Origin of the sequence: Ideonella livida (genome assembly GCF_010499455.1) — a bacterium.
GTDB classification, from domain to species: domain Bacteria; phylum Pseudomonadota; class Gammaproteobacteria; order Burkholderiales; family Burkholderiaceae_C; genus Ideonella; species Ideonella livida.
Window position 1 is genome coordinate 1 of sequence record NZ_JAAGOH010000005.1, and the last position, 23,589, is coordinate 23,589.

General features: G+C 68.0%; 24 protein-coding genes. 7 read left to right on the plus strand and 17 right to left on the minus strand.

All coding sequences use genetic code 11. The annotated features are described in order from the left end of the window. Positions 1 to 337: 337 nt before the first annotated feature. Positions 338 to 1,423, minus strand: coding sequence for an aldo/keto reductase (locus G3A44_RS05580; protein ID WP_163456700.1), 1,086 nt, complete (start codon positions 1,421 to 1,423; stop codon positions 338 to 340). 154 nt (positions 1,424 to 1,577) lie between these two features. On the opposite strand from G3A44_RS05580, the gene G3A44_RS05585 reads away from it, so the two are divergent. Genes G3A44_RS05585 through G3A44_RS05595 form a run of 3 tightly spaced genes read left to right on the plus strand, consistent with a single transcriptional unit; the run spans position 1,578 to position 3,154 of the window. Next, entirely contained in the window at positions 1,578 to 2,180 is a 603-nt protein-coding gene (locus G3A44_RS05585; RefSeq protein WP_163456532.1) for a DUF2975 domain-containing protein, read from the plus strand. Positions 2,181 to 2,189: 9 nt separating this feature from the next. After that, entirely contained in the window at positions 2,190 to 2,477 is a 288-nt protein-coding gene (locus G3A44_RS05590) for a helix-turn-helix domain-containing protein (RefSeq protein WP_163456533.1), read from the plus strand. Next, positions 2,474 to 3,154, plus strand: coding sequence for a hypothetical protein (locus G3A44_RS05595; RefSeq protein ID WP_163456534.1), 681 nt, complete (start codon positions 2,474 to 2,476; stop codon positions 3,152 to 3,154). The genes G3A44_RS05590 and G3A44_RS05595 overlap by 4 nt, the downstream gene beginning before the upstream one ends. A gap of 36 nt (positions 3,155 to 3,190) precedes the next feature. Here G3A44_RS05595 and G3A44_RS05600 read toward each other — a convergent pair whose 3' ends face one another. Further along, positions 3,191 to 3,976: an enoyl-CoA hydratase gene (locus G3A44_RS05600; RefSeq protein ID WP_163456535.1), complete on the minus strand. Its 786-nt coding sequence runs from the start codon at positions 3,974 to 3,976 to the stop codon at positions 3,191 to 3,193. Between the two features lie 123 nt (positions 3,977 to 4,099). On the opposite strand from G3A44_RS05600, the gene G3A44_RS05605 reads away from it, so the two are divergent. The 4 genes from G3A44_RS05605 (at position 4,100) to G3A44_RS05620 (ending at position 9,103) form a co-directional block, all read left to right on the plus strand. Then, positions 4,100 to 5,032 carry an ATP-binding protein gene (locus G3A44_RS05605; RefSeq protein WP_163456536.1) on the plus strand — a complete coding sequence of 311 codons (933 nt, stop codon included), beginning with the start codon at positions 4,100 to 4,102 and terminating at the stop codon, positions 5,030 to 5,032. Continuing rightward, a complete protein-coding gene (locus G3A44_RS05610; RefSeq protein ID WP_163456537.1) occupies positions 5,025 to 5,519 on the plus strand; it encodes an NUDIX domain-containing protein in 495 nt (164 codons plus the stop codon). Before G3A44_RS05605 ends, G3A44_RS05610 begins: the two co-directional genes overlap by 8 nt. Before the next feature lie 219 nt (positions 5,520 to 5,738). Then, complete coding sequence (locus G3A44_RS05615; RefSeq protein ID WP_163456538.1) at positions 5,739 to 7,127, plus strand: DEAD/DEAH box helicase; 1,389 nt, start codon at positions 5,739 to 5,741, stop codon at positions 7,125 to 7,127. Between the two features lie 200 nt (positions 7,128 to 7,327). Continuing rightward, positions 7,328 to 9,103, plus strand: coding sequence for a methyl-accepting chemotaxis protein (locus G3A44_RS05620; RefSeq protein ID WP_163456539.1), 1,776 nt, complete (start codon positions 7,328 to 7,330; stop codon positions 9,101 to 9,103). A 90-nt stretch (positions 9,104 to 9,193) separates the two neighbouring features. Here G3A44_RS05620 and G3A44_RS05625 read toward each other — a convergent pair whose 3' ends face one another. The 15 genes from G3A44_RS05625 to tsf form a co-directional block, all read right to left on the minus strand. Beyond that, a complete protein-coding gene (locus tag G3A44_RS05625) occupies positions 9,194 to 9,982 on the minus strand; it encodes a TrmH family RNA methyltransferase (RefSeq protein ID WP_163456540.1) in 789 nt (262 codons plus the stop codon). Beyond that, the gene (gene rnhB / locus G3A44_RS05630) at positions 9,979 to 10,629 is read right to left on the minus strand and encodes a ribonuclease HII (RefSeq protein WP_163456541.1); all 651 of its coding nucleotides are present in this window, start codon (positions 10,627 to 10,629) and stop codon (positions 9,979 to 9,981) included. The genes G3A44_RS05625 and rnhB overlap by 4 nt, the downstream gene beginning before the upstream one ends. After that, positions 10,601 to 11,761 carry a lipid-A-disaccharide synthase gene (lpxB, locus tag G3A44_RS05635; protein ID WP_163456542.1) on the minus strand — a complete coding sequence of 387 codons (1,161 nt, stop codon included), beginning with the start codon at positions 11,759 to 11,761 and terminating at the stop codon, positions 10,601 to 10,603. The genes rnhB and lpxB overlap by 29 nt, the downstream gene beginning before the upstream one ends. After that, positions 11,761 to 12,615 carry an acyl-ACP--UDP-N-acetylglucosamine O-acyltransferase gene (gene lpxA, locus G3A44_RS05640; RefSeq protein ID WP_163456543.1) on the minus strand — a complete coding sequence of 285 codons (855 nt, stop codon included), beginning with the start codon at positions 12,613 to 12,615 and terminating at the stop codon, positions 11,761 to 11,763. Before lpxA ends, lpxB begins: the two co-directional genes overlap by 1 nt. Positions 12,616 to 12,648: 33 nt before the next feature. Next, positions 12,649 to 13,086 carry a 3-hydroxyacyl-ACP dehydratase FabZ gene (fabZ, locus tag G3A44_RS05645; protein WP_375138631.1) on the minus strand — a complete coding sequence of 146 codons (438 nt, stop codon included), beginning with the start codon at positions 13,084 to 13,086 and terminating at the stop codon, positions 12,649 to 12,651. Between the two features lie 2 nt (positions 13,087 to 13,088). After that, positions 13,089 to 14,141 carry a UDP-3-O-(3-hydroxymyristoyl)glucosamine N-acyltransferase gene (gene lpxD / locus G3A44_RS05650; protein ID WP_310734327.1) on the minus strand — a complete coding sequence of 351 codons (1,053 nt, stop codon included), beginning with the start codon at positions 14,139 to 14,141 and terminating at the stop codon, positions 13,089 to 13,091. 4 nt (positions 14,142 to 14,145) lie between these two features. Then, complete coding sequence (locus tag G3A44_RS05655) at positions 14,146 to 14,652, minus strand: OmpH/Skp family outer membrane protein (protein ID WP_163456546.1); 507 nt, start codon at positions 14,650 to 14,652, stop codon at positions 14,146 to 14,148. After that, positions 14,652 to 16,955: an outer membrane protein assembly factor BamA gene (bamA, locus tag G3A44_RS05660; protein ID WP_203561304.1), complete on the minus strand. Its 2,304-nt coding sequence runs from the start codon at positions 16,953 to 16,955 to the stop codon at positions 14,652 to 14,654. The genes G3A44_RS05655 and bamA overlap by 1 nt, the downstream gene beginning before the upstream one ends. An 8-nt stretch (positions 16,956 to 16,963) precedes the next feature. Continuing rightward, positions 16,964 to 18,319: an RIP metalloprotease RseP gene (rseP, locus tag G3A44_RS05665; RefSeq protein ID WP_163456547.1), complete on the minus strand. Its 1,356-nt coding sequence runs from the start codon at positions 18,317 to 18,319 to the stop codon at positions 16,964 to 16,966. A 5-nt stretch (positions 18,320 to 18,324) separates the two neighbouring features. After that, entirely contained in the window at positions 18,325 to 19,521 is a 1,197-nt protein-coding gene (locus G3A44_RS05670) for a 1-deoxy-D-xylulose-5-phosphate reductoisomerase (protein WP_163456548.1), read from the minus strand. Further along, positions 19,521 to 20,360 carry a phosphatidate cytidylyltransferase gene (locus tag G3A44_RS05675; RefSeq protein ID WP_163456549.1) on the minus strand — a complete coding sequence of 280 codons (840 nt, stop codon included), beginning with the start codon at positions 20,358 to 20,360 and terminating at the stop codon, positions 19,521 to 19,523. The genes G3A44_RS05670 and G3A44_RS05675 overlap by 1 nt, the downstream gene beginning before the upstream one ends. A 15-nt stretch (positions 20,361 to 20,375) precedes the next feature. Next, a complete protein-coding gene (gene uppS, locus G3A44_RS05680) occupies positions 20,376 to 21,089 on the minus strand; it encodes a polyprenyl diphosphate synthase (RefSeq protein WP_163456550.1) in 714 nt (237 codons plus the stop codon). A gap of 169 nt (positions 21,090 to 21,258) precedes the next feature. Continuing rightward, positions 21,259 to 21,819, minus strand: coding sequence for a ribosome recycling factor (gene frr / locus G3A44_RS05685; protein ID WP_163456551.1), 561 nt, complete (start codon positions 21,817 to 21,819; stop codon positions 21,259 to 21,261). Between the two features lie 26 nt (positions 21,820 to 21,845). Beyond that, complete coding sequence (gene pyrH, locus G3A44_RS05690; protein ID WP_163456552.1) at positions 21,846 to 22,556, minus strand: UMP kinase; 711 nt, start codon at positions 22,554 to 22,556, stop codon at positions 21,846 to 21,848. An 83-nt stretch (positions 22,557 to 22,639) separates the two neighbouring features. Next, complete coding sequence (gene tsf / locus G3A44_RS05695; RefSeq protein WP_163456553.1) at positions 22,640 to 23,536, minus strand: translation elongation factor Ts; 897 nt, start codon at positions 23,534 to 23,536, stop codon at positions 22,640 to 22,642. Positions 23,537 to 23,589: the final 53 nt, after the last annotated feature.

The window sequence follows — 23,589 nt, forward strand, 5'->3', positions numbered from 1 at the left end:
CCGGCGACACCAAGTACCAGGGCGCCTTTGGCGGCTACACCTTCGGCCTGTTCGACATCAAGGGCGCCAGCATGACCCCCTCCTTCGGCACCCAGTCCACCGACGACGGCACCGCCAAGGTCACCAACTCCAAGTTCGCCCTGCGTGTGAACTACACCTTCTAAGAGGCCCAGGCCGCCGGCCGGGGTCAGGCCCGGCCGGCGCCACCTCCAGGTTTTTCAGGTCTCAAGCGAGGGATCGCGGCAGTGTCCGAACTCGGCACGGCGCCGGGCCTGCGGCGATCTTGGCCGGTGTGCCCCATGACGGGACCACCGGCCTTTTTTTCATGCTGCGTGCCTTACTGGGCCGGATCGCGCATGTCCCAGCGGATGGCGTCCAGTTCGTCCAGCAGTTCTTCGCTGAGCTCGACCTGCCAAGCTTGCAGGCAGTCCTGCAGCTGGGGCAGCGACGTGACCCCGATCAGCGTGGAAGTCACACGCCAGCTGCGGTAGCAGAAGGCCAGCGCCAGCTGGGTGGGGGTCAAGCCATGGGCCCGGGCCAGGGCGTTGTAGCGTTGGGCGGCCAGCAGGGTCTCAGGTCGAGCCCAACGCTGCTTGCGCATGGACTCGAAGCGGGAGAGCCGCCCCAGCGACGGCTGCGATGGGTCAAAACCCGGCGCATCGTACTTGCCCGTCAAGGTGCCAAAGCCCAGGGGTGAGTAGGCCAGCAGGCCGAGCTGCTCCCGGTGAAGCACCTCGTCCAGGCCGTTGTCGACGCTGCGGTTGACCAGCGCGTAGGGGTTCTGCACCGAGACCACCCGCGGCAGGCCATGGCGCTCGGCTTCCCGCAAGAAGGCCATCACACCCCAAGGTGTCTCGTTGGACAGGCCGATGTGGCGCACCTTGCCATCGCGCACCAGCTGCGCCAGGGCACGCAACTGCGCCTCGATGGAGGTCTGCTCGGCATCTTTGGCCGGGTCCAGGTAAAGGGCGCCAAACACCGGCGCGTTGCGGTTGGGCCAGTGGATCTGGTAGAGGTCGATAACGTCGGTACGCAGGCGCTGCAGACTGGCCTCGCAGGCGGCCACGATGTCGGCCGGACGCAGGTCGCGGCCCCCCTGCCGGATCCAGGCCATGTTGCGGCTGGGCCCCGCCACCTTGGTGGCCAAAACCACCTTCTGCCGCACGCCCGGGCGCTGGGTGAACCAGTCGCCCAGGATTCGCTCCGTAGCCCCGCAGGTCTCGGCGCGGGCCGGCACCGCATACATCTCGGCAGTGTCCAGCAGGGTCACGCCGGCGTCCACCGCATGGTCCAGGATGGCATGGGCTTGGGCGGGGTCCACCTGCTCGCCAAAAGTCATGGTTCCCAGGCCGATCGGAGACACCTGCAGGTCAGAGCCACCCAGTGGCCGGCTACCCCAGCCGGGCAGTGCGGACAGCGTCATCGGGGCATGGGGGGCGCCAGCAGGCGCTGCAGGGTGGGTGGGTGTGCTCATGCGAGTCGAGTGTGCCCCAAAGACAAGGGAGCTGCCGACTGGTGTTTTCGCGTCGTCTACCGCAGAATGTTTATTGTTTTACAGTAATTTTTTTCTGCAAGACATGATCAACACCCACTCCCCCGTCCATATCGCCTCACCCGTGGCCCAGGGTCCCGAGGTCGCCGCCGCGCTGCGTGGGCCCCTTCGGTTGCTGCAGGTTCTGGCCGGATTGGGCTTGCCGGTGGCCCTGCTGGCGCCCTGGCTGCCCCTGGTGGATGGGCAGGCCTGGCGCCAGCTGCTGGCACTGGGCTTTCAGCCGCAGCTGCAGGAGCTGCTGCCCGCGGGCCCTGGCCTGCCGCCCGGCATGGGCCTGCGCCTGTTGTGGGCACAGGCTCCGCTGTGCTGGACAGTGGCGGCCCTGCTGGCCTGCCTGCTGATCCTGGCGCGCTGCTGGGGCCGGGGTGACGTGCTGGCCCCGGAGCCGCTGCGCTGGCTGCAGCGGGTGAGCTGGCTGGGGGTAGGCTATGCGGTGCTGATGCCGCTGCAGGAAACCTGGACGGTGCTGGCCCTGACCTGGGACCTGCCGGCCGGCCAGCGGCTGCTGGTGCTGAGCCTGTCCGGTGGCGATTACGCCAGCGCGCTGGCTGCGTGCCTGGCGGTCCTGGTGGTGCGCATCCTGCGGGTGGCCCTGGTGGTGGCCGAGGACCAGCAGGGCTTTGTCTGAGGCGCTGGCATGCCCATCATCGTGCACCTGGATGTGATGCTGGCCCGGCGCAAGATGCGCTCGCGGGAGCTGGCCGAGCACATCGGCATCACCGAGGCCAACCTCTCGCTGCTCAAGTCCGGCAAGGTCCGGGGCGTACGCTTCGAAACCCTGGCCGCCATCTGCGCCGCCCTGTCCTGCCAACCGGGTGACCTGCTCTCCTGGACACCAGACCCATCCGATGCGACGCCGGCCGGCGCGACCCGTCCCGAGGACACCGGCGCAGACCCTCTCTGCCCCCCCGACGCCCCCGCATGAACGACATCCAGCGCCAGCGGCTGATCGGCTTGGCGGTGCTGGCCGCGCATGTCGGCGTGCTGCTCGGGCTCCCCATTGGCGCTCCGCCGCCCGCCGTGCGCCGTGCCCCCCAGGGCCAGGCACCGCAGGCGGCCCAGCCCCAGGCACCGTTGCAACTGCTGTGGCTCGCCACCGGCCCGAGCGCCGGGCACCCCACGCCTATGCGCCCTGACGCGCGCCGCCCGGTGTCATCCGCGCGTGGAGTGCCCTCTCCCCTGACGGCCCCCCGGTCCGTGCCCAGGGCGCACGTGCCCGCCCCGGCCCCCGTGGCCGACAGCAGCACTACCGCCCCGGCCACACCGCACAGCGACAGCACGCCCATCGCCCTGACAGCCCGCGCGCCGGAGCCTGCCACTGGCAGCAGCGCGCCCACGCCCGCCAGCGCCCCCTCCCGGCTCACGCCGGAGTCCACGCGCCAGGCCTGGATCGGCATCGCCCGTCAGCCGTCCCTGGCCACTCGGTCCCTGGAGGCGGCAGGCGGCATCACGCCGCCCAGCGCAGCGCAGCGCATGGCGCAGGCGGCCTCGTCAGCCGGCCGGGGCGACTGCAGCCGGGGCGAATACGCCGGCGCGGGCATGGGCCTGTTGAGCCTGCCGGCCCTGGCCTACGCCGCCGCCGCCGGACACTGCGCACGGTAGGACTGCCCCCCAGAGGCCAGTCTGCCGCGCTCCGGCTCATCGCCAGCTTGGCGCCCGCTTGTCCAGGAAGGCCTGCACCCCTTCCAGCGCGGCGGGGTCCATCATGTTGCAGGCCATGGTCTGGCCGGCATCGGCAAAAGCGGCTTCCATGCCGGCCTGGACCTGCCGGTAGAACAGGGCCTTGCCCAGGGCCACCGCCTCACGCGGCTTGGACACGATGCTGGCCACCAGGCGTTCGGTCTCCTCCTCCAGGGCCTGCGGCTCCACCACCCGGTTGACCAGCCCCAGGCGACGGGCTTCCTCGGCGTCGATGAAGTCGCCGGTGACCAGCATCTCAAACGCTGCCTTGCGGGGAATGTTGCGGCTCAGGGCCACCGCCGGCGTCGAACAGAACAGGCCCAGGTTGACGCCGCTGACGGCAAACCGGGCCGTGCGGGCCGCCACCGCCAGGTCACACAGGGCCACCAGCTGGCAGCCCGCCGCGGTGGCCACCCCCTGCACCTGGGCAATGACAGGCACCGGCAGGCGCTGCAAGGCCATCATGACCTTGGTGCACCGGGCAAACAGCTGCTGGTAGTAGGCCAGCGAGGGCTCGGCGCGCATCTCGCGCAGGTCGTGCCCGGCGCAGTAAGCTCTGCCGGCGGCGGCCAACACCACCACGCGCAGCGTCGGGTCGACCACCAGTGAGTCCAGCTCGGCTTGCAAGGCATCCAGCAGGGCCTCGGACAAGGCATTGAAGGCCTGTGGCCGGTTCAGGGTGAGTGTGACCACACCGCGGCCGTCCGCATGGCGCCGCAGCAGGGGATCGTCGGTGGTGAGCATGGAAGGGCTCCTGAGGGCTCTTGGTGGGCGCTTTACTGTAGTGGCGGGGCGCACGCGACCGATGCCGGGCTTGCCCGGGGCCAGCGCCGCGCCCACGGCAAGCGCTGGCTACACTCGCGCCCCATGCAAGACAACGCCCTGGAGACCCTGCTGGTGCGCGCCGAGCGCGTGCTGGCCCGCCTGGAGGCCCTGCTGCCGCAATCCCTGACGGCACCGGACTGGACCGCCTCCGTCGCTTTCCGCTACCGCCGCCGCGGCACCACCACCTGGTTGGAGCCGGTGCGGCAGGTGGCCCGCATCCACTTGGAAGACCTGCGCGAGGTGGACACCCAGAAGGAGCGCCTGCTGCGCAACACCCGGCAGTTTGTGCAGGGCGCTCCCGCCAACAACGTGCTGCTGACCGGGGCGCGGGGCACGGGCAAGAGCTCGCTGATCAAGGCCTGCCTGCAGGCCTTCCATGCCCAGGGGCTGCGGCTGATCGAGGTGGACAAGGCCGACCTGGTGGACCTGCCGGACCTGGTCGACCTGGTGCAGGGACGCCCCGAGCGATTCATCATCTACTGCGACGACCTGAGCTTTGACGAGGGCGAGGCGGGCTACAAGGCGCTCAAGTCCATCCTGGACGGCACCGTGGCCGCCAGCGGCGACAACGTGCTGGTCTATGCCACCAGCAACCGCCGTCACCTGCTGCCTGAATACATGAAGGACAACCTGGGCGCGCGGCACGACGAGGAGGGAGAACTGCATCCCGGCGAGGTGGTCGAGGAAAAGATCTCCCTGTCCGAGCGCTTCGGCCTGTGGATCAGCTTCTACCCCTTCAGCCAGTCGGAGTATCTGGAGATCGTGGCCCAATGGCTGCGCCACCATGGGCTGGAGGAGGCGGCCATCGCCGCGGCCCGCCAAGAGGCCCTGGTCTTCGCCCTGGAGCGTGGCTCGCGCTCGGGACGGGTGGCCTTCCAGTTCGCCCGCGACTGGGCCGGCCGGGGCCAGGCAGCGCAGTCCGAACTGAACGCCTCGATCGATGCCCCTGGACCGGAGGGCCTGGACCATGTCTGAGGCTGTGCTGTCTGCCGACGGCGTGGCACGTGCCGAGCGTCCCCCGGTGGACGTGGCGGTGGGCGTGCTGCTGCAGCGGGACGCCCTGGGGCAGGAACACGCCTTCTTGCTCACCTCCCGCCCGCCCGGCAAGGTCTACGCAGGCTACTGGGAGTTTCCGGGGGGCAAGCTGGAGGCAGGCGAGTCGGTCCATCAGGCGCTGGTGCGTGAGCTGCAGGAGGAACTCGGCATTACCGTGCTGGCCAGCCAGCCCTGGCGCGAGATGGTGATGGACTATGCCCACGCCCGGGTGCGCCTGCATTTCCGCAAGGTGCATGACTGGCAAGGCGAGCTGCAAATGCGGGAAGGCCAGCAGATGGCCTGGGAGCAGCTGCCCGTGCACAGTGGCCCCGTGCTGCCGGGCACCATTCCCGTGCTGGAGTGGCTGGCCCAGGAACGTGGACACGCTGGACCGCGCTTCATCCCCGTCGATCCGCCGGCTGCCTGAACCGACAGCCCCTGGTGCCGGACGGCGCGAGGGGTCGCGGGGTCAGGCCCTGCTACACTGCGCCAGCCTCGGCGGCCCCGGCCCGCTGCGGGCGGTCATCTTGACCCGGTGTCGCGCCTCCCGGTGCCGCCGTCCCTCCCCCACCCTGCGCTTGCTGGATCTGGCCCATTGCGGCTGGAGGCGCCAGGGTTGACGCCGCGCAGGCGGCTTCCCCTTCCCATGAGTTTCGAATCCCTCGGCCTGTCCGAGTCCCTGGTGCGCGCCGTTCGTGACCAGGGCTATTCCGAGCCCACGCCCATCCAGGCCCAGGCCATCCCCATGGTGCTGAGCGGCCGGGACCTGATGGCCGGCGCACAGACCGGCACCGGCAAGACCGCCGGCTTCACGCTGCCCACCCTGCAGCGCCTGCAGAGTGGCGCGCCGCGCCGCGATGCACGCGGCCGCCCGGCCATCCGGGCCCTCATCCTGACCCCCACCCGGGAACTGGCGGCGCAAGTGGAGGAAAGTGTGCGCCTCTACGGCAAGTACCTCTCGCTGACCAGCATGGTGATGTTCGGCGGCGTGGGCATGGGCCCCCAGATCGACCGGCTGCGCAAGGGCGTGGACATCCTGGTGGCCACCCCCGGCCGACTGCTGGACCACCACCAGCAAGGCACCCTGGACCTGAGCCAGGTGGAGATCTTCGTGCTGGACGAAGCCGACCGCATGCTGGACATGGGCTTCATCCATGACATCAAGAAGGTCCTGGCCATCGTGCCCAAGCAGAAGCAGAGCCTGCTGTTCTCGGCGACCTTCAGCGATGACATCAAGGCCCTGGCCGAGCGGCTGCTCAACCAGCCTCAGCTCATCGAGGTGGCGCGCCGCAACGCGACCGCCGACACCATCGCCCAGAAGGTGATCCCGGTCAGCCGGGACCGTAAGAAGGAACTGCTGGCCCACCTCATCCGCGAGGGCGACTGGCACCAGGTGCTGGTCTTCACCCGCATGAAGCACGGCGCCAACCGCCTGGCGGAGTACCTCAACGAGCACGGCATCACCGCCATGGCCATCCATGGCAACAAGAGCCAGGGGGCCCGCACCAAGGCCCTGTCGGAGTTCAAGGCCGGCACCCTGCAGGTGCTGGTGGCCACCGACATCGCCGCCCGCGGCATCGACATCGACCAACTGCCGCACGTGGTGAACTACGAGCTGCCCAACGTGCCGGAAGACTACGTGCACCGCATCGGCCGCACGGGCCGCGCCGGTGCCCAGGGTGAGGCGGTGTCGCTGGTGTGCGTGGACGAAGAAGCTTTCCTGCGCGACATCCAGAAGCTCATCAAGCGGGAAATCCCGCGCGAGTCCCTGCCCGGCTACGCACCGCGCGCCGACGAGAAGCCCGAGCCCATCGTGCTGGGTCGCCGCATGACGCTGGGCGGTCCGGCCCCGCGCCAAGGCCAAGGCGGCCGTGGCCGGCCCGGCGGCGGCGCCCCTTCTCAAGGCGCTGGCGGCCGTGGTGGCCCGGGCCGTGGTGATGCCCGAGGCGGCGCCGGCGCACAGCGCCAGGGAGCACCTCGTCCGGCAGGTGGCCAAGGCCCTGCCCGCGCCCCCGCCCCGCGCAAGCCCCGCTGATCCCCCGGTGCGGCACCGCGGCGGTGACGCACCAGTGCCTTCGAACAGCCCCTGGCGCCACACCCCTCTGGCGGCAGGGGCTTTCGTCCATTTGGCGCCCACCTTAAGCCGCAACTGTGCGGCGCTCACCCTTCGACTCCAGGGACCGGCCATGGCACATCCGGCTTGAAATCCAGGGCACTTCTATCGAAGAGGCCCCCATGCGCACCAATCTGCCGGTCACGCCCCGCCGCCATCCCTTTCCTCATGGCGAGACGCTGGTCTCCACCACCGATCTGAAGGGCCGGATCCTCTACTGCAACAGTGCGTTCGTGGAGGTGAGCGGCTACACCAGCGCGGAATTGCTGGGGCAGCCTCACAACATGATCCGCCACCCGGACATGCCCGAGGAGGCCTTCCGGGACATGTGGGTCACCATCCAGTCCGGCCGACCCTGGTCAGGCTTGGTCAAGAACCGCTGCAAGAACGGTGACCACTACTGGGTGATGGCCAACGTCATCCCCCTGATCGACGACCAGGGCAAGCCGGCGGGCTACATGTCGGTGCGCACCGAACCGGGAGAAGCCGAGGTGGCCGCAGCCGAGCAGCTCTACGCCCGGATGCGGCAAGAGGAGCAGGCCGGCCAGCTGAGCGTGGTGCTGCAGAGCGGCGAGCTGCTGGCCGCACGGGGACTGGGGCGCTGGCTGCACCAGATGCGGCCAGGCCTGCGGGCCCGCATGACCTTGGCAGCCACCGGCATCGGTGCCCTGGGCTTTCTGTTGGGCGAGCACCAGGCCGACGGCCTGTCTCACATGACCTGGGCCGAGGCCCTCGTCGGCCTGATGGCTGTGGCCACCTGTGGCGCGCTGGGCGGCTGGTACCTCAGGCGCCTGGTGGCCCAGCCGGTGCTGGAGCTGGTCGTGGCCGCCAACCAGATGGCCGGAGGCAACCTCACCCGCGCGGTGACCAGCACCCGTCGTGATGAGATGGGAGAGCTCGCCAAGGCGCTGTCGCAACTCAACGTCAACTTGCGCTCCATCGTGCGTGACGCCCGCCGCGGCATGGAGGACGTGCGCCAGGGCACAGCCACCATCGCCGAGGGTAACCTGGACCTGTCCTCGCGCACCGAATCGCAGGCCAGCAGCCTGCAGCAGACCGCCGCGTCCATGGAGCAAATCACCGCCACGCTGCGCCAGAGCACCCAGATGGCCGGTCAAGCCGCCTCGCGGGCGGATCACGCGCTGGAGCTCACCGGCCAAAGCGATCAGCGGGTAGCAGCCTTGACCGAGACCATGGCCCGCATCAGCGAGGCGTCCCGGCGTATCAGCGAGATCATCCAAGTGGTGGACAGCATCGCCTTCCAGACCAACATCCTGGCCCTGAACGCCGCGGTGGAAGCCGCCAGAGCCGGCGAGCAGGGCCGCGGCTTTGCCGTGGTGGCCGGCGAGGTACGCGCCCTGGCGCAACGCACCACGGTGGCCGCGCGCGAGATCCGCGGCCTCATCCAGGCCTCCGTGGAAGAGGTCACCCAAGGCGATGGTCAGACCCAGGAAGTCCAGTCGGCGATGCAACAGGTCCGTGAAGCCACCTCCGAGCTGCAGGCGCTGGTGGCCCAGATCAGCCACGGCATGAACGAGCAGCTGCTGGGTGTGTCGCAGATCAACCAGGCCGTCTCGGACATGGACGGCATGACGCAGAAGAATGCGGCACTGGTCGAGGAGATCGCCGCCTCGGCTTCGGAACTGGAGACCAAGGCGCGGGAAGTGGCCAACGCGGTCGCGGTGTTCCGGCTGGAGCATGGCGAAACCGGGCAAGCCACCGGTGACGCCGTGGCCCTGAGACGTCAGGCCAAGACCTCCCCCTCGGCGCCCGCGGGCAAAGCGGTCAAGCCCCAAGCCCCCTCGCCCTCAGCCCCCCTTGCCCCGCCACGTCCGGCCAAGGCCGCAGCGCCCGCGACGACGCAGGACCAGGGTCAGGAGGAATGGACGACCTTTTGAGGCGGCCCGCCGCAGACGCTGCAATCGGCCCTTAAAGCGCCCGTTCGGGCACGGCGGGCCGGCCCCCGCAGTGCGCCGGGTGCCAGGGCTTCAACCCAGCCGCTGGCGAGCGCTTTCGTACAGGCAGATGGCGGCAGCGGCGCCGACATTGAGGGATTCCTCACCACCGGGCTGCGGAATCATCACCCGCTGCGGGCAAGCCGCCAGCAGTTCCGCGCCTATACCTTGCCCTTCGTGGCCAAAAACCCAAGCGCAAGGTTGGGGCAAACGGGTGCGGTGCAGCGGCTGGGCGGCATAAGAACTGGTCGCCACCAGGGGCACATCCAGACCCAGTACCGCCTCCAGGCTCAGGCCTTCTTGCAGATGCAGGGCGAAATGGGCCCCCATGCCCGCACGCAGCACCTTGGGCGACCACAGCGCCGCCGTCCCCTTGAGTGCCAGCACCCGGCACACGCCCATGGCCGCAGCAGTGCGCAGGATGGTGCCGACGTTGCCGGCATCCTGCAGCCGGTCCAGCACCACGGCGGCGGTGCCCGCGGCAGCGTCCTTGGGCGCCAGATCGGCCAGGTCCGCCAGCAAACCCATCGGGGGCGGCGACTCCAGGCCGCTCAGTCCGGCCATCAGCGCCGTCTCCACCAGCACCCACTCCGCTGCCGCCGGCCACAGCGTCCGCAGCTCGGCCTGACCCTCCCAGGCCTGCGCCGTCATCACCCCCAGCCGGGCCTGCCGCCCGCGGGCCAGCAAGGCCCGCGCCAGGTGATCCCCCTCCAACCACACCTGCCCTTGGCGGCGGTAGGCCGTGGGCTCGGTGGCCAGCCGGCGCAGCAGCTTGACCAGCGGGTTGGCCGCCGAGCTGATGAGCTTGGGGTCCGCGCTCATGCCGCCCCCCCGACGCGCACGGCGGGCGCCTGCAGCACGGTGCGCACCGGCCCGAACGAGCGGCGGTGGGCATTGCAAGCACCGTGGCGCCGCAAGGCCTCCAGATGGGCGCTGGTGGGATAGCCCTTGTGCACTGCAAAGCCGTACACCGGCCAGCGGCGGTCCAGGTCGGTGCACAGCCGGTCGCGCGTCACCTTGGCCAGGATGGACGCCGCAGAGATGGCTGGCACCTTGTCGTCCCCCTTGACGATGGCCTCGGCCGGCATGCGCAGCACCGGAATGCGGTTGCCATCGACCAGCACCTTACCCGGCACCAGCCTCAGGCCTTCCACGGCACGCCGCATGGCCAGCAGCGAGGCCTGAAGGATGTTGAGGCTGTCGATCTCCTCGACGCTGGCCTCGGCGATGCAGCTGCACAGGGCCTTGGCACGGATCTCGTCGAACAGGGCCTCACGGCGCCGGGCCGTCAGCCGCTTGGAGTCACGCAAGCCCTCGATGGGCTGCTGGTCATCGAGGATGACCGCGGCGGCCACCACCGGGCCCGCCAGGGGGCCACGGCCGGCTTCATCCACCCCGGCCACCAAGCCACAGGAGGGAAAGGAGAAACTCAACTGGGAATCAGGCGCCCAGCACTTGCGCGACGGCATCGGCAGCTTTCTGCGCCATGTTCTGGCGCAACTGGACATGCAAGGCGTCAAAGCGCTGCGCCAGACGCTCACAACGGGCGGGGTCGTCCAACCAGGCCAGGGCCTGTTCACACAGGGCCTCAGGCGTGAGGGCGTCCTGCACCAACTCCGGCACACAGGTCTCCTGGCACAGGATGTTGGGCAGGCTGATCCAGGGCAGATACGCCTTGCGTCGCATGTAGAGGTGGTTGAGCCAGTGCAGGCGATAAGCCACCACCATGGGGCGCTTGAACAGCGCTGCCTCCAGGGTGGCCGTGCCACTGGCGATCAAGGTCAGGTCACAGGCGGCCAACGCAGCATGCGCCTGCCCCTCAAGCAGTCGGACGTCGGCCTGACGGATGTGACGGGCCACCAGGGGCTCTAGCAGCCCGCGGAGGCCGGGCACCACCGGCAGCACAAACCGCAGACCCGGCCGCTTCGCGGCCAGCAGCTCGGCCGCCTTGAGCAAGGACGGCGCGATGTGAGTGATCTCACTGCGCCGGCTGCCCGGCAACAGCGCCACCACCTCACCCTCGCCCTCCAGACCCAACTGCTGCCGGGCGGCATCACGAGGCACCTCGCGCGGAATCAGGTCCGCCAGCGGGTGACCGACAAAGGTGGCGGCGATGCCATGACGTGCCAGCAGCGCAGGCTCAAACGGAAACAGGCACAGCACATGGTCGGTGGCTTCGGCCAGGGTCTTCACCCGCTCGCCACGCCAGGCCCAGATGGAGGGGCACACAAAGTGGATCGTGCGCACGCCCTGCGCTTTCAACCGGCGCTCGAGGCCAAAGTTGAAGTCAGGCGCGTCCACCCCGATGAACACCGCCGGCCGCTCTGCCAGCAGGCGGTCTCCCAGCTCGCGGCGCAGGCGCAGCAGGCTGCGCAACTGCTTGAGTGCATCCACATAACCGAACACCGACAAGCGCTCGGCAGGCCACCAGGCCTGGAAGCCCTCGGCCAACAGGCGAGGTCCGCCGATACCCTCGGCCTGCACCTCAGGCCAGCGGGCCTTGAGGCCCTGCAACATCAGGCTGGCCAACAGGTCGCCAGAGGCCTCACCCGCCACCATGCCCAGGCGCAGAGGGCGCCGGGCCCCGTTCACAGCTGCCATCAACGCACGATGCCGCGCTTGGCGGCGGCCAGAAAGTCGACCATCGTGGCAACGTCGCTGGCGACGTCGCCAGGCACCAGCGCCTCCACGCGGGCGGCGGCTGAAGGGGCCTCGACAGCCTCAGCCGGCGCCGGCTCCTCGGCAGTGGCCAAGCCTTGGATGGCTGCGACCGCCTGCTCCAGCGTGAGGCCGGAGCGGTAGAGCAGCTTGTGCATCTGCTTGATGGCGGAGATGCGGGCGGCACTGAAACCGCGGCGCCGAAGCCCCGTCAAGTTGATGGCACGCGCGGCCAGCGGATTGCCCTCCACCGTCATGAAGGGAGGGACGTCCTGGGCCACATGCCCCTGGAAGCCGATCATGGCGTGGGCACCGATGTGGACGAACTGGTGCACGCCGGTCAGGCCGCCAATGACCGCCCAGTCGCCGACGTGCACATGGCCGGCCAGGGTCGCGTTGTTGGCGAGGATGGTATGGCTGCCCAAGCGGACGTCATGGGCCAGATGCACATAGGCCATGATCCAGTTGTCCGACCCCACCCGGGTCACGCCCTCTTCCTTCCAGGTCCCGGTGTTGAAGGTGCAGAACTCGCGCACGGTGTTTCGGTCACCGATGCGCAGCTCGGTCTCCTCCTGGCCGTGGCTGATGTCCTGAGGCACAGCACCGATGGAGCAGAACTGGAAGAAGCGGTTCTGGCTGCCGATGGTGGTGCGCCCCTCGATCACGCAGTGCGGACCGACAACGGTACCTGCGCCGATACGGACATGGGGCCCGATGAGGGTGTAGGCCCCGACCTGCACGTCCTCGGCCAGTTCGGCGGCCGGGTCGACAATGGCTGTCGGGTGAATGATCGCCATGTGCTGCTGCTCCTGGTGCTGCGGATCGCCCGATCAGGCGATCTTGCGCATGGTGCACATCAGCTCGGCTTCCGCGGCCAGTTGGCCATCCACCAGGGCACGCCCCTTGTACTTGTAGATGCCGGCCTTGGCGCGCTCGATGCTGGCTTCCAGGATGAGCTGGTCACCGGGCTCCACCGGCCGCTTGAAGCGTGCGCCGTCGATACCCGCGAAATACACCACGGTGTCGTCGCCCGGATCCTGGTCCAGGGAGGCGAACGACAGCAGGGCGGCGGCCTGGGCCAGCGCCTCCAGGATCATCACGCCCGGCATGACCGGTCGGTGAGGGAAGTGCCCCAAGAAAACCGGCTCGTTGATGGACACGTTCTTGAGCGCCTTGATGCGCACGTTCTTCTCGATCTCCAGCACCCGATCCACCAGCAGGATGGGATAGCGGTGGGGGAGACGCTTGAGGATCTGATGGATGTCCATGGTCATGGTGTGAGCTTCTTCTCGACCGCTCGCAGGCGGCTTCTCAGTTGGTGCAGCTGACGCAGGGTCGCTGCGTTCTTTTCCCAGTTGCCGTTCTCGTCGATCGGGAACACGCCGCTGTATTGGCCGGGCTTGAGGATGGAACTCATGACCACGCTGGCCGCGGAGATGTGCACGTGATCGCCGATTTCGAGGTGCCCCAGGATCATGGCGGCCCCGCCGAAGGTGCAATGCGCACCGATGCGGGCACTGCCGGCCACGCCCACACATCCGGCCATGGCGGTGTGGGCACCGATGCGCACGTTGTGAGCGATCTGGATGAGGTTGTCCAGCTTCACGCCATCCTCGAGCACCGTGTCCTCCAGCGCACCGCGGTCGATGCAGGTATTGGCGCCGACCTCGACGTCGTCCCCCATCCACACGGCCCCCAGCTGTTCGATCTTCTCCCAGCGACCCTGGTGGGGTGCGAAGCCGAAGCCGTCCGCACCAATGACTGCGCCGGAATGCAACACACCGCGCTGCCCCATGCGGCACTCCGCCCCGAAGGCCACGCGGGCTGCCAGGCGGGAGCCCGCACCGATCTCGGCATCGCGGCCCACCTGGCATTGCGGACCGATCACCACGCCATCTCCCAGGCAGGCACCCTCTTCGATGACACTCAGCGGGCCAACGCTCACGCCCGTTCCTAACCTCACCCCCTGCCCCAGCACGGCACTGGGGTGGATGCCCGGGGCGGCCGCCGGCCGCACGCGGGCTGCCCACCAGCGGGTGAGCTGTGCGAAAGCGCGGTAGGGATCGGCCACGATCAGCGCTGTGCCTCCCGCCGCCACCACGTCCTCGGCGGCATCAGCGCGCACGATCACCGCACTGGCGCAGCAGGTGGCCAGCTTGGACTTGAGCTTGGGATTGGCCAGAAAGCTCAGCTCGCCGGCCTGAGCCGTCTCCAGGGGAGCCATGCGCCGGATGCGCAGCCCCGCATCCCCCAGCACCTGGGCGGCCAACTCGGCCGCGATGTCCGCGATCAGTGGCGCCTGTTCATCTTGCAGTGCGCGCACGGTCTCACTTGCCCGCATTCAGGGCGTCAATGACCTTCTTGGTGATGTCCACACGAGGACCGGCAAACACCACCTCCTGCAGGATCAGGTCGTACTTTTCCTGCTCGAAGATCTGCTTGATGACCTTACTGGCGGCCTCGGTCACCCGGGAGAGCTCTTCGTTCTTGCGCTGGTTCAGGTCTTCCAGCAGCTCGCGGCGGCGGCGCTCAAACTCGCGCTGCTGCTCGGCCAGCTCACGCTGGCGGCGGGTACGCTCAGACTCGGCCAGCATAGGGCTGTCCTTCTCCAGCTTCTCAGCCAAGCTGCGCAGCTTGTTGCCGAAGTCGTTGAGCTCGGTCTCACGCTTCTTGAATTCCGCCTCCAGCTTGGCCTGGGCCGCCTTGGCGGGCAAGGATTCGCGCAGGACACGCTCGCCGTTGACGTAGCCGATCTTCAGTTCCTGGGCGGTGGCAGCGCTCGCACCAATCGCCAGCACCAGTGCCAGCAGCCAGCGTTGGGGGGTATGCATCATCAAAAGGCCGTTCCGATCTGAAACTGCAAACGTTGAATCTTATCCCGACTGAATGCCCTCAAGGGCAGGCCGTAGCTCAGCTTGAGCGGCCCGACCGGCGAGATCCAGGACAGGCCCACGCCATAGGACGAGCGCAGGTCCGACAGCTCCACCGGCTGGTAGCTGGCCCAAACGTTGCCCGCGTCCACGAAACCGAAGATCCGCAGGGTCTTGTCGTTGCCGGTGCCCGGCAGGGGCACATACAGCTCGGAGTTGAGGTTGAGTCGGCGGTTGCCGCCGTTGTAGGCGCCCGTCACATCCACTGCCCCCAGCGAACTCTGCTCGAAGACCCGGACCGAGCCCAGACCACCGCCATAAAAGTTCTTGAACACCGGATAGGGGCGGCCGTTGAGGCCCTCTCCCCAGCCCAGCTCCGCGTTCAAGCCCAGCGTGAACTTGCGCAGGAAGGGCAGGTACTGCTGAAACTGGTAGTTGGCCCGGGCGTACTGCATGTCGCCCACCAAGCTGGTCTCCAGGTTGACCCGCTGGTAGCGGCCACGCGTGGGCGCGATGGGGTTGTCTCGCTCCTCCCGCGCCCAGCCCAGGGTCACCGGGAAGCCGGTGCTGTTGTTGCCGAAGATGGCCACATGGTTGCGGTAGCTCAGCGGAATGCCGGTGGCGGTGCCCACGCGCATCTGCTCGGCCCCCAGGCCGACGAAGACGGTATCGGTCTCGGTGTAGGGAATGCCGAAACGGATGGTGGCCCCCGGCGTGGCCAGCGTGTAGGCGCTGCCCAGGCTGTTGACCGGCCGGCTGGTGCGGTAGTAGACCTCGATGGCGCGCGAGATGCCGTCCTCGGTGTAGTACGGGTCCACCGTCGAGACCATCATCGAGCGGCTCAGGCGGCTGGTGTTCAGGTCGATGCCCAGGTAGTTGCCGGTGCCGAAGATGTTTTCCTTGCGGATCGAGGCGGTCAGGGCCAGACGGTCGGCCGTCGAGTAGCCCGCTGACAGCATCAGGCTGCCGGTGGGCTTCTCCACCACACGCAGCAACAGGTCCACCTGATCCGGAGCACCCGGGACCTCCTGGGTCTCGACCGCCACCTCGGTGAAGTAGCCCAGGCGTTCGACGCGATCCCGGGAGAGCTTGATCTTGCGACCGTCGTACCAAGCCGACTCAAACTGGCGGAACTCCCGGCGGATCACATCGTCGCGGGTCAGGGAATTGCCTGAGATGTTGATGCGCCGCACGTTGACCCGCAGCCCAGGCACGCCGGTCAGCACCACAGTGACGGTGCCGGTGGCACGGTCCAACTCGGTGCGCTGCTCGACCCGTGCAAAGGCGTAGCCGTAGTTCGCGAAGACCTCGGAGAACTGGCGTACCGTGGCGCTCACATCGTCGCCCCGGTAGGGCTCACCCGGCCGAATCTGCACCTTGGTGCGGAATTCCTCCTCACGCCCCAGGTACTCGCCTTCCATGCGGACCGCCGCCACCGAATAGGGGCGTCCTTCATGCAAAGTGATGCCGATGTCGATGGACTGCTTGTCCGGGGACATGGTCACCAGGGTGCCCTTGATATCGAACTCCAGGAAGCCGTTGTTCAGGTAGAACGAGCGGATCTTCTCCAGGTCGGCGTTGAGCTTGGTGCGGGCATAGCGGTCGGACTTGGTGTACCAAGTCATCCACCCACCGGTCGTCAGGTCCAGCAGGTCAAGCAACTCCGATTGGCTGTAGGCCTGATTGCCGCTGATGCTGATGTCCCGGATGCGGGCGATCTCGCCTTCGACCACGGTGAAAGTAACATCCACCCGGTTGCGCTCCACCGGCGTGGCCGTGGTGACCACCTCCGCCCCATAGAAGCTGCGGGTGAGGTACTGACGCTTGATCTCCTGCTCGGCACGGTCGATGACCGCCTTGTCAAAAGGCATGCCCTCGCCAATGCCGTTGTCCTTGAGCGCCTTGAGGATCGTGTCCTTGTCGAACTCCCGCAAGCCGGAGAAGTTCACCGCGGCGATGAAACTGCGCTCATCGACGACGAGCACCACCACCGGCCCTTCCAAGTCAATGCGCACGTCCTTGAAAAGCCCAGTGGCGAACAAGGCACGCAGCGCCGCCGCGCCCTTCTCGTCGTTGTAGGTGTCGCCAATGCGGAACGGCAATGCGCCAAAGACCGTGCCCGGGTCGCTGCGCTGCATGCCCTCGACCCGGATGTCCCGGATCTCGAAGGGCTCTACCGCCCAGGCGGGCATCGCCGCCTGCACTGACGCCGTGACCACGAGCACCCGCAGCGGGTGCAACCCTTGGAGAAACGAGGGGAGACGCATCAGCACATTCATTCAAGGCCCAGCAACCGGACCAGATCGTTGGACAGGGCGATGGACATCATCAACAGCAGAACGACGGCGCCACCGCGCTGCAACCTGGCCAGCCACCGCTCGGGAATCGGCCGGCCGGTCAACCCCTCGACGGCGTAATATATCAGGTGGCCTCCGTCGAGCATTGGCAGCGGCAGCAGGTTGAGCACACCCAAGCTGACGCTCACAACCGCCAGGAACGAGAGGAAAAAGCCCACGCCCATGCCGGCCGATTGCCCAGCGTGCTCCGCGATGGTCAACGGCCCGCTGAGCTGGCGCAAAGAGGCTTCACCCACCAGCATCCGGCCGAAGGTAGACACACTCAGCGCCGCCATGTCCCAGGTGCGGCTCAGGCCCTGCAAGACCCCTTCCAGCGGACCGGCCTGCACCAGCAGCCGCTCCGGCATGGCGCCCACCACGGCATCGATCCTGCCGATGTGGCCGCCGCCATCCTGCCGATGCGAGCGAGGCGTCACCTCGACCAGCAGGGTTTGACCACCGCGCTCCACGGTCCAGCGCTGCAGACGACCCGGCGCGGATTGGATGCGGGTACGCAGGTCCGAAGCATCGACCACCGGCACCTCGTCCACCGCCAGGACACGGTCGGCGGGACGCAGCCCGGCCCGCTGGGCTGGACCGTCCTCGCGGACAGCCCCCATCACCGCGTCGGCACGCACGGACGCCAGGCCCAGACGCGCCCAGTCGACGGTATCGGCCGCTGGCGGCTGTGCGCCCGGCATCATCAGGCGCAGCACCCGCTCGCCCGAGGCACCTGCCGGACGCACCCGCAGACCGATCTCCGGACTGTCCTGCCACGCACTCAGCAACTCCCGGCGCAGCGCGCCCATGGAAGGCACCTCGACCCAGTCCTGACCCTGTGCCGCCAGCGCCAACACCCGGTCGCCCGAAGCCAGGCCGGCTTCAGCCGCCACGGAGGCCGCAGGCGGGTGTCCGACGACCGGTGCCAGCTCCTCCACCCCCCACCAGGCGGAAGCGGCGTAGAGCACCACGGCCAGCATGAGGTTGGCCGCCGGCCCCGCGGCCGCGATCTGCGCGCGCTGGCCCGGCCCCAGGCGGTCGTGTGGCCGCCCGGCCACCGCCGGTGCCAAGGGCCCCTCCCGGGAGTCGGCCATCCGGACATAACCCCCCAAGGGCAAGGCACACACCACAAACTCGGTGCCGCTGGCCAGCGAGCGCCGCCACAGCACCGGCCCGAAGCCCACGGAAAAGCGAAGCACGGCCACCCCAAGACGCCGGGCAGCCGCGTAATGCCCCCATTCATGGACCACGATCAGCAGGCCCAGGGTGAGCAGAAAGGCCAGCAAGGTCTGCATGGCAGTCAGGTCCGTTGTGCGACGACCAGGGCCTGCGCATGCCGGCGCGCACGCAGGTCCAACTCCAGCAGGTCCTCGACAGGCGGCAGCGCAGACAGGCCCGGCTGGCAACCTGCCAGGGTGTCGGCCACCACACGGTGGATGTCCGTGAAGCGAAGGCGCTCCTCGAGGAAGGCCTGCACCGCGACTTCGTTGGCGGCATTGAGCACCGCCGTGGTGCCGGTGGGGCCCCTCAGCGCCTCCCACGCCAGGAACAGACCCGGGAAGCGGGAAGCCAGAGGTGCCTCAAAGGTAAGCCCGCCGAGTGCCAGCAAGTCCAACGGCGCGGCACCTGACGTCACCCGCTGCGGGAAGGACAGCCCGTAGGCAATCGGCACGCGCATGTCCGGCGTGCCCATCTGGGCCAGCACCGATTGGTCGCGGCAAACCACCATCGAATGCACGATGCTCTGCGGGTGGATGAGCACCCGGATCTGCTCAGGCGCCAGGCCGAACAGCCAGCGGGCCTCGATGACCTCCAGCGCCTTGTTCATCATCGTGGCCGAATCCACGGAGATCTTGCGTCCCATCACCCAGTTGGGATGGGCGCAGGCCTGGGCGGGGGTGACCGCATGCAGGGTCTCGGGATCCCGCTGGCGGAATGGCCCACCCGAAGCGGTGAGCACGATGTGGTCAATCCGGTCCTGCCAGGTGGTCCGGTCTTCCGGCAGGCACTGGAAGATGGCGGAGTGTTCGCTGTCGATGGGCAGCAGCAGCGCCCCCCCCTGCTCCACGGCCTGCATGAAGGTGGCGCCCCCCACCACCAAGGCTTCCTTGTTGGCCAGCATCAGGCGCTTGCCGGCGCGGGCAGCCGCTATACAGGCCGGCAGCCCGGCGGCCCCGACCACCGCGGCCATGACGGCATCGGCCTGCGGATGACTCGCCAAGTCGCACAAGGCCTGCGGGCCGGCCAGCACCGGAATCTCCAGCCCCTGCGCACGCAGCCGTTCAGCCAGCAAACGGGCGCTGGTCTCATCCGACATCGCAGCCAGTGCAGGGCGGTGCTGCAGGCAGGCCTGGGCCAGCTCCTCCACCCGGGTATGGCCGGTCAATGCCCATGCCCGGTAGCGGTCCGGATGACGTGCCAGCACATCGAGTGTGCTGCCGCCGATCGAGCCGGTGGCGCCCAGCACCACCACGTTCAGCTTCTTGTCGCCACCCATCACGCGCCTCCCAGACTGGCCAGGGCCAGTGCCGCGGGCAGCACCGGCAGCAGGGCATCGATGCGGTCCAGGACACCGCCATGGCCAGGCAACAGGCCGCTGGAGTCCTTGACGCCCACGGCCCGCTTGACCAGGGACTCGATGAGGTCGCCCATCACACTGAGCACCACCAACAGTGCCACCATGGCCAGCATGGCTACCAAACCCCACCGCTGCCGCAGCAGCGTGAACAGGTCAGGCGCCAGCGCGCCCTGGCCAAGGTGGGACCAGACGGCCGCCATGAGCAACACGCCCGCCGCCCCGGTCAGCGCCCCCTCCCAGCTCTTGCCCGGGCTGATGGTGACGGCCAACTTGCGTCGCCCCAGGGTGCGACCTCCGAAATAGGCCGCGATGTCCGCCATCCAGACCAGGCAGCAGACCGAGGCCAGGAAAGCCAGCCCCATCCGCCAGGCACTGAACAAGGCCAACCACGCCACCGCCAGGGCCAGGATGCCGGCCACCAGCCGGGGCACCCGGGGCAACCCGGCCCATAGACCGGGGCCGACCTGCAGGGCCTTGGCGCCACCGGTCAGCCACAGCAGCGCCACGGCCCACCACAGCGGGGTAAGCCCACCACCGTGGACCAGCCATCCTGCACCCGCCCCGCCCAGCACCACCACCACGGCACCCGCCACCAGCGCCGACAGACCCTTGAGGCCATTCAAACGCCCCCACTCCCAGCCCCCCGCGCTCAACATCAGCAGGGTGACACCCACGAAGGGCCAGGGGGAATGGGCCAGGACAGCCGGGATGAGGATCGCCAACAAGACGATCGCAGTCAGGATGCGAGGCAGAAGCATCAGCGGAGAATCCGTTCAAGCACGCGGGGAGGCGGCGGCGTCCTTGACGCCCCCGAAGCGCCGATCGCGCAGGGCGTAGGCGGTCAGGGCCTTGTCGAGCTCTGCCGCATCGAAATCCGGCCACAGGCAGTCGGTGAAATAGAACTCGGTGTACGCCATCTGCCACAGCAGGAAGTTACTGACACGCAGTTCCCCCCCGGTGCGGATGAAGAGGTCGGGATCGGGCACATGGGACAGCGAGAGGTGGCGCGCCAGCGCCTCCTCGGTCACCTGCTCCGGAGGACAACCCTGCCGCACAAGGGCCTGGCAGGCCTGCACCACGTCCCAGCGACCGCCATAGTTGAAGGCCACATTGAGCTGCAGGCCTTGGTTGCCAGCCGTCCGGGCTTCCGCCTGGGCCCAGGCCTGCCGTACACGCTCCGCCACCACGCTGCGGTCACCCACGATGTGGATGCGCACACCCGACTGGGCCAGACGCTCCAAGTAGCGGGCCACACCCAGCAGCACCAAATTCATGAGGCCCGAGACTTCTTCGTCGGGCCGACGCCAGTTCTCGGAGGAAAAGGCGTAGACGGTCAGCGCCTCGATGCCGCGGGCTTGGCAGGCGTCGATGAGCGACACCAGGGCATCCATGCCGAACTTGTGGCCGACCAGCCGCGGCAGGAAGCGCTTCTTGGCCCACCGTCCATTGCCATCCATGACGATGGCCACATGCCGCGGAAGATTCATCAGGCGTCCGAACTCAGGCCAGCCCCACCAACGCCACGCTGTGCGCGCGACGGGCATTGGCGGCTGGCCTGCAGAGTGAAGACCACCATGACATCTGACCGTCGACTCATACCCAGTCTGAGACGGCCTGCATCACGGCGGGACAGACCCGACCGGATCCGCGATCCGGTCAGACGGCCAGGATGTCGGCTTCCTTGGCCTGCACCAGCTTGTCAACCTCCGCGATGGTGCGATCGGTCAGCTTCTGGATATCGTCCTGGGCACGGCGCTCCTCGTCCTCGGTGACCAGCTTGTCCTTGAGCAACTTCTTCAGCTGCTCATTGGCATCGCGACGCAGGTTGCGCACGGCCACTTTGCTGTCCTCGCCCGCATGGCGCACCACCTTGGTGAGTTCCTTGCGACGCTCCTCGGTCAGCGCCGGCATCGGCACGCGGATGAGGTCACCCATGGCAGAGGGGTTCAGGCCCAGGTCGCTCTCACGGATGGCCTTCTCGATCTTGGAGCCCATGTTCTTTTCCCAGGGCTGCACGCTGATGGTGCGGGCATCGAGGAGACTGAGGTTGGCCACCTGGCTGAGCGGAACCATGGAGCCGTAGTACTCCACATGAACCTGGTCCAGGATGCCCGGATGGGCGCGACCCGTCCGGATCTTCTGCAGCTCCACCTTGAAGGCCTCGATGGACTTGCCCATCTTGGACTCGGCGTTCTTCTTGATGTCGGCGATGCTCATGGTCGTCAAATGCTTGAAGTCGGAACTCAAACGTGCACCAGCGTGCCCTCGTCCTCACCCATCACGACGCGGCGAAGTGCCCCGGCCTTGAAGATGGAGAAGACCTTGATGGGCAACTTCTGGTCGCGGCACAGGGCAAAGGCCGTGGCGTCCATCACCTGCAGGTTGCGGGCGATGGCTTCGTCGAAACTCACCTGCGCATAGCGGGTGGCCGACGGGTCCTTCTTGGGGTCGGCGGTGTAGACGCCATCGACCTTGGTGGCCTTCAGCACCACCTGCGCACCGATCTCGGCACCGCGGAGCGCCGCGGCGGTGTCGGTGGTGAAGAAAGGGTTGCCAGTGCCCGCAGCGAACACCACCACCTTGCCCTCCTCCAGGTACTGCAGCGCCTTGGGCCGGACATAGGGCTCCACCACCTGATCGATGGCGATGGCCGACATGACACGGGCGGTCATGCCCTCCTGTCGCATGGTGTCGGCCAGCGCCAGGGAATTCATGACGGTGGCCAGCATTCCCATGTAGTCGGCGGTCGCGCGGTCCATGCCCACAGAACCACCGGCCACACCGCGGAAAATGTTGCCGCCACCGATGACCACGGCCACCTCGCACCCCAACTGCACGACTTCCTGCACTTCCCGCACCATGCGGACGATGGTCGCCCGGTTAATGCCATAGGCATCGTCGCCCATCAGGGCTTCACCAGAGAGTTTGAGCAGGATGCGCTTGTAGGCTGGCATGCAGGATCCGGGTCGGGTTGGGGGAAAGAAAGTTTAGCGGGACGGGCGGCTGATGCCCCCGCCCACCTTGCAAAGAAGTGCGATCAGGCGCCCTTGGCCGCCGCGACCTGCGCCGCCACCTCAGCAGCGAAGTCGTCCACCTTCTTTTCGATGCCTTCACCCACGACGAACAGGGTGAAACCGGCCACAGCGGTGCCGGCAGCCTTCAGGTAGGCGGCCACGGTCTGCTTACCGTCGGCAGCCTTCACAAAGACTTGGTCGAGCAGCGACACTTCCTTCAGGTACTTCTGCACGGAACCGTCGACCATCTTGGCGATGATCTCGGCCGGCTTGCCGGACTCGGCAGCCTTCTGCTCGGCCACAGCACGCTCCTTGGCGATCAGCTCGGCCGGGACATCGGCGGAGGACAGCGCCACGGGCTTCATGGCAGCCACGTGCATGGCCACATCCTTGCCAGCCTCAGCGCTGCCGGTGTACTCGACCACCACGCCGATGCGGGTGCCATGCAGGTAGCAGGCCAGGTCGTTGGCGCCTTCCCAGCGCTTGAAGCGGCGGATGGTCATGTTCTCGCCGATCTTGCCGATCAGACCCTTACGCACGTCTTCGACGGTGGGGCCGAAGCCATCTTGCTCCAGCGCCAGGGCCGACAGGGCAGCCACATCGGCCGGGTTCTGGGCGGCCACCAACTCGGCGCAAGACTTCACGAATGCCAAGAAGGCGTCGTTCTTGCTGACGAAGTCGGTTTCGCAGTTCACTTCCACCAGTGCACCCACCTTGCCGTTGACGGCGGCGGACACCACGCCTTCGGCGGTGATGCGGGCGGCGGCCTTGCCAGCCTTGTTGCCCAGCTTGACGCGCAGGATCTCCTCAGCGCGGTCCATGTCGCCATCGGCCTCCGTCAGCGCCTTCTTGCACTCCATCATCGGGGCATCGGTCTTGGCACGCAGGTCGGCAACCATCTTTGCGGTAATCGCAGCCATCTCAGTTCTCCGTATGTTCAAGCCACCCTGCTCTTGGCAAGGCGGCGCGGTAT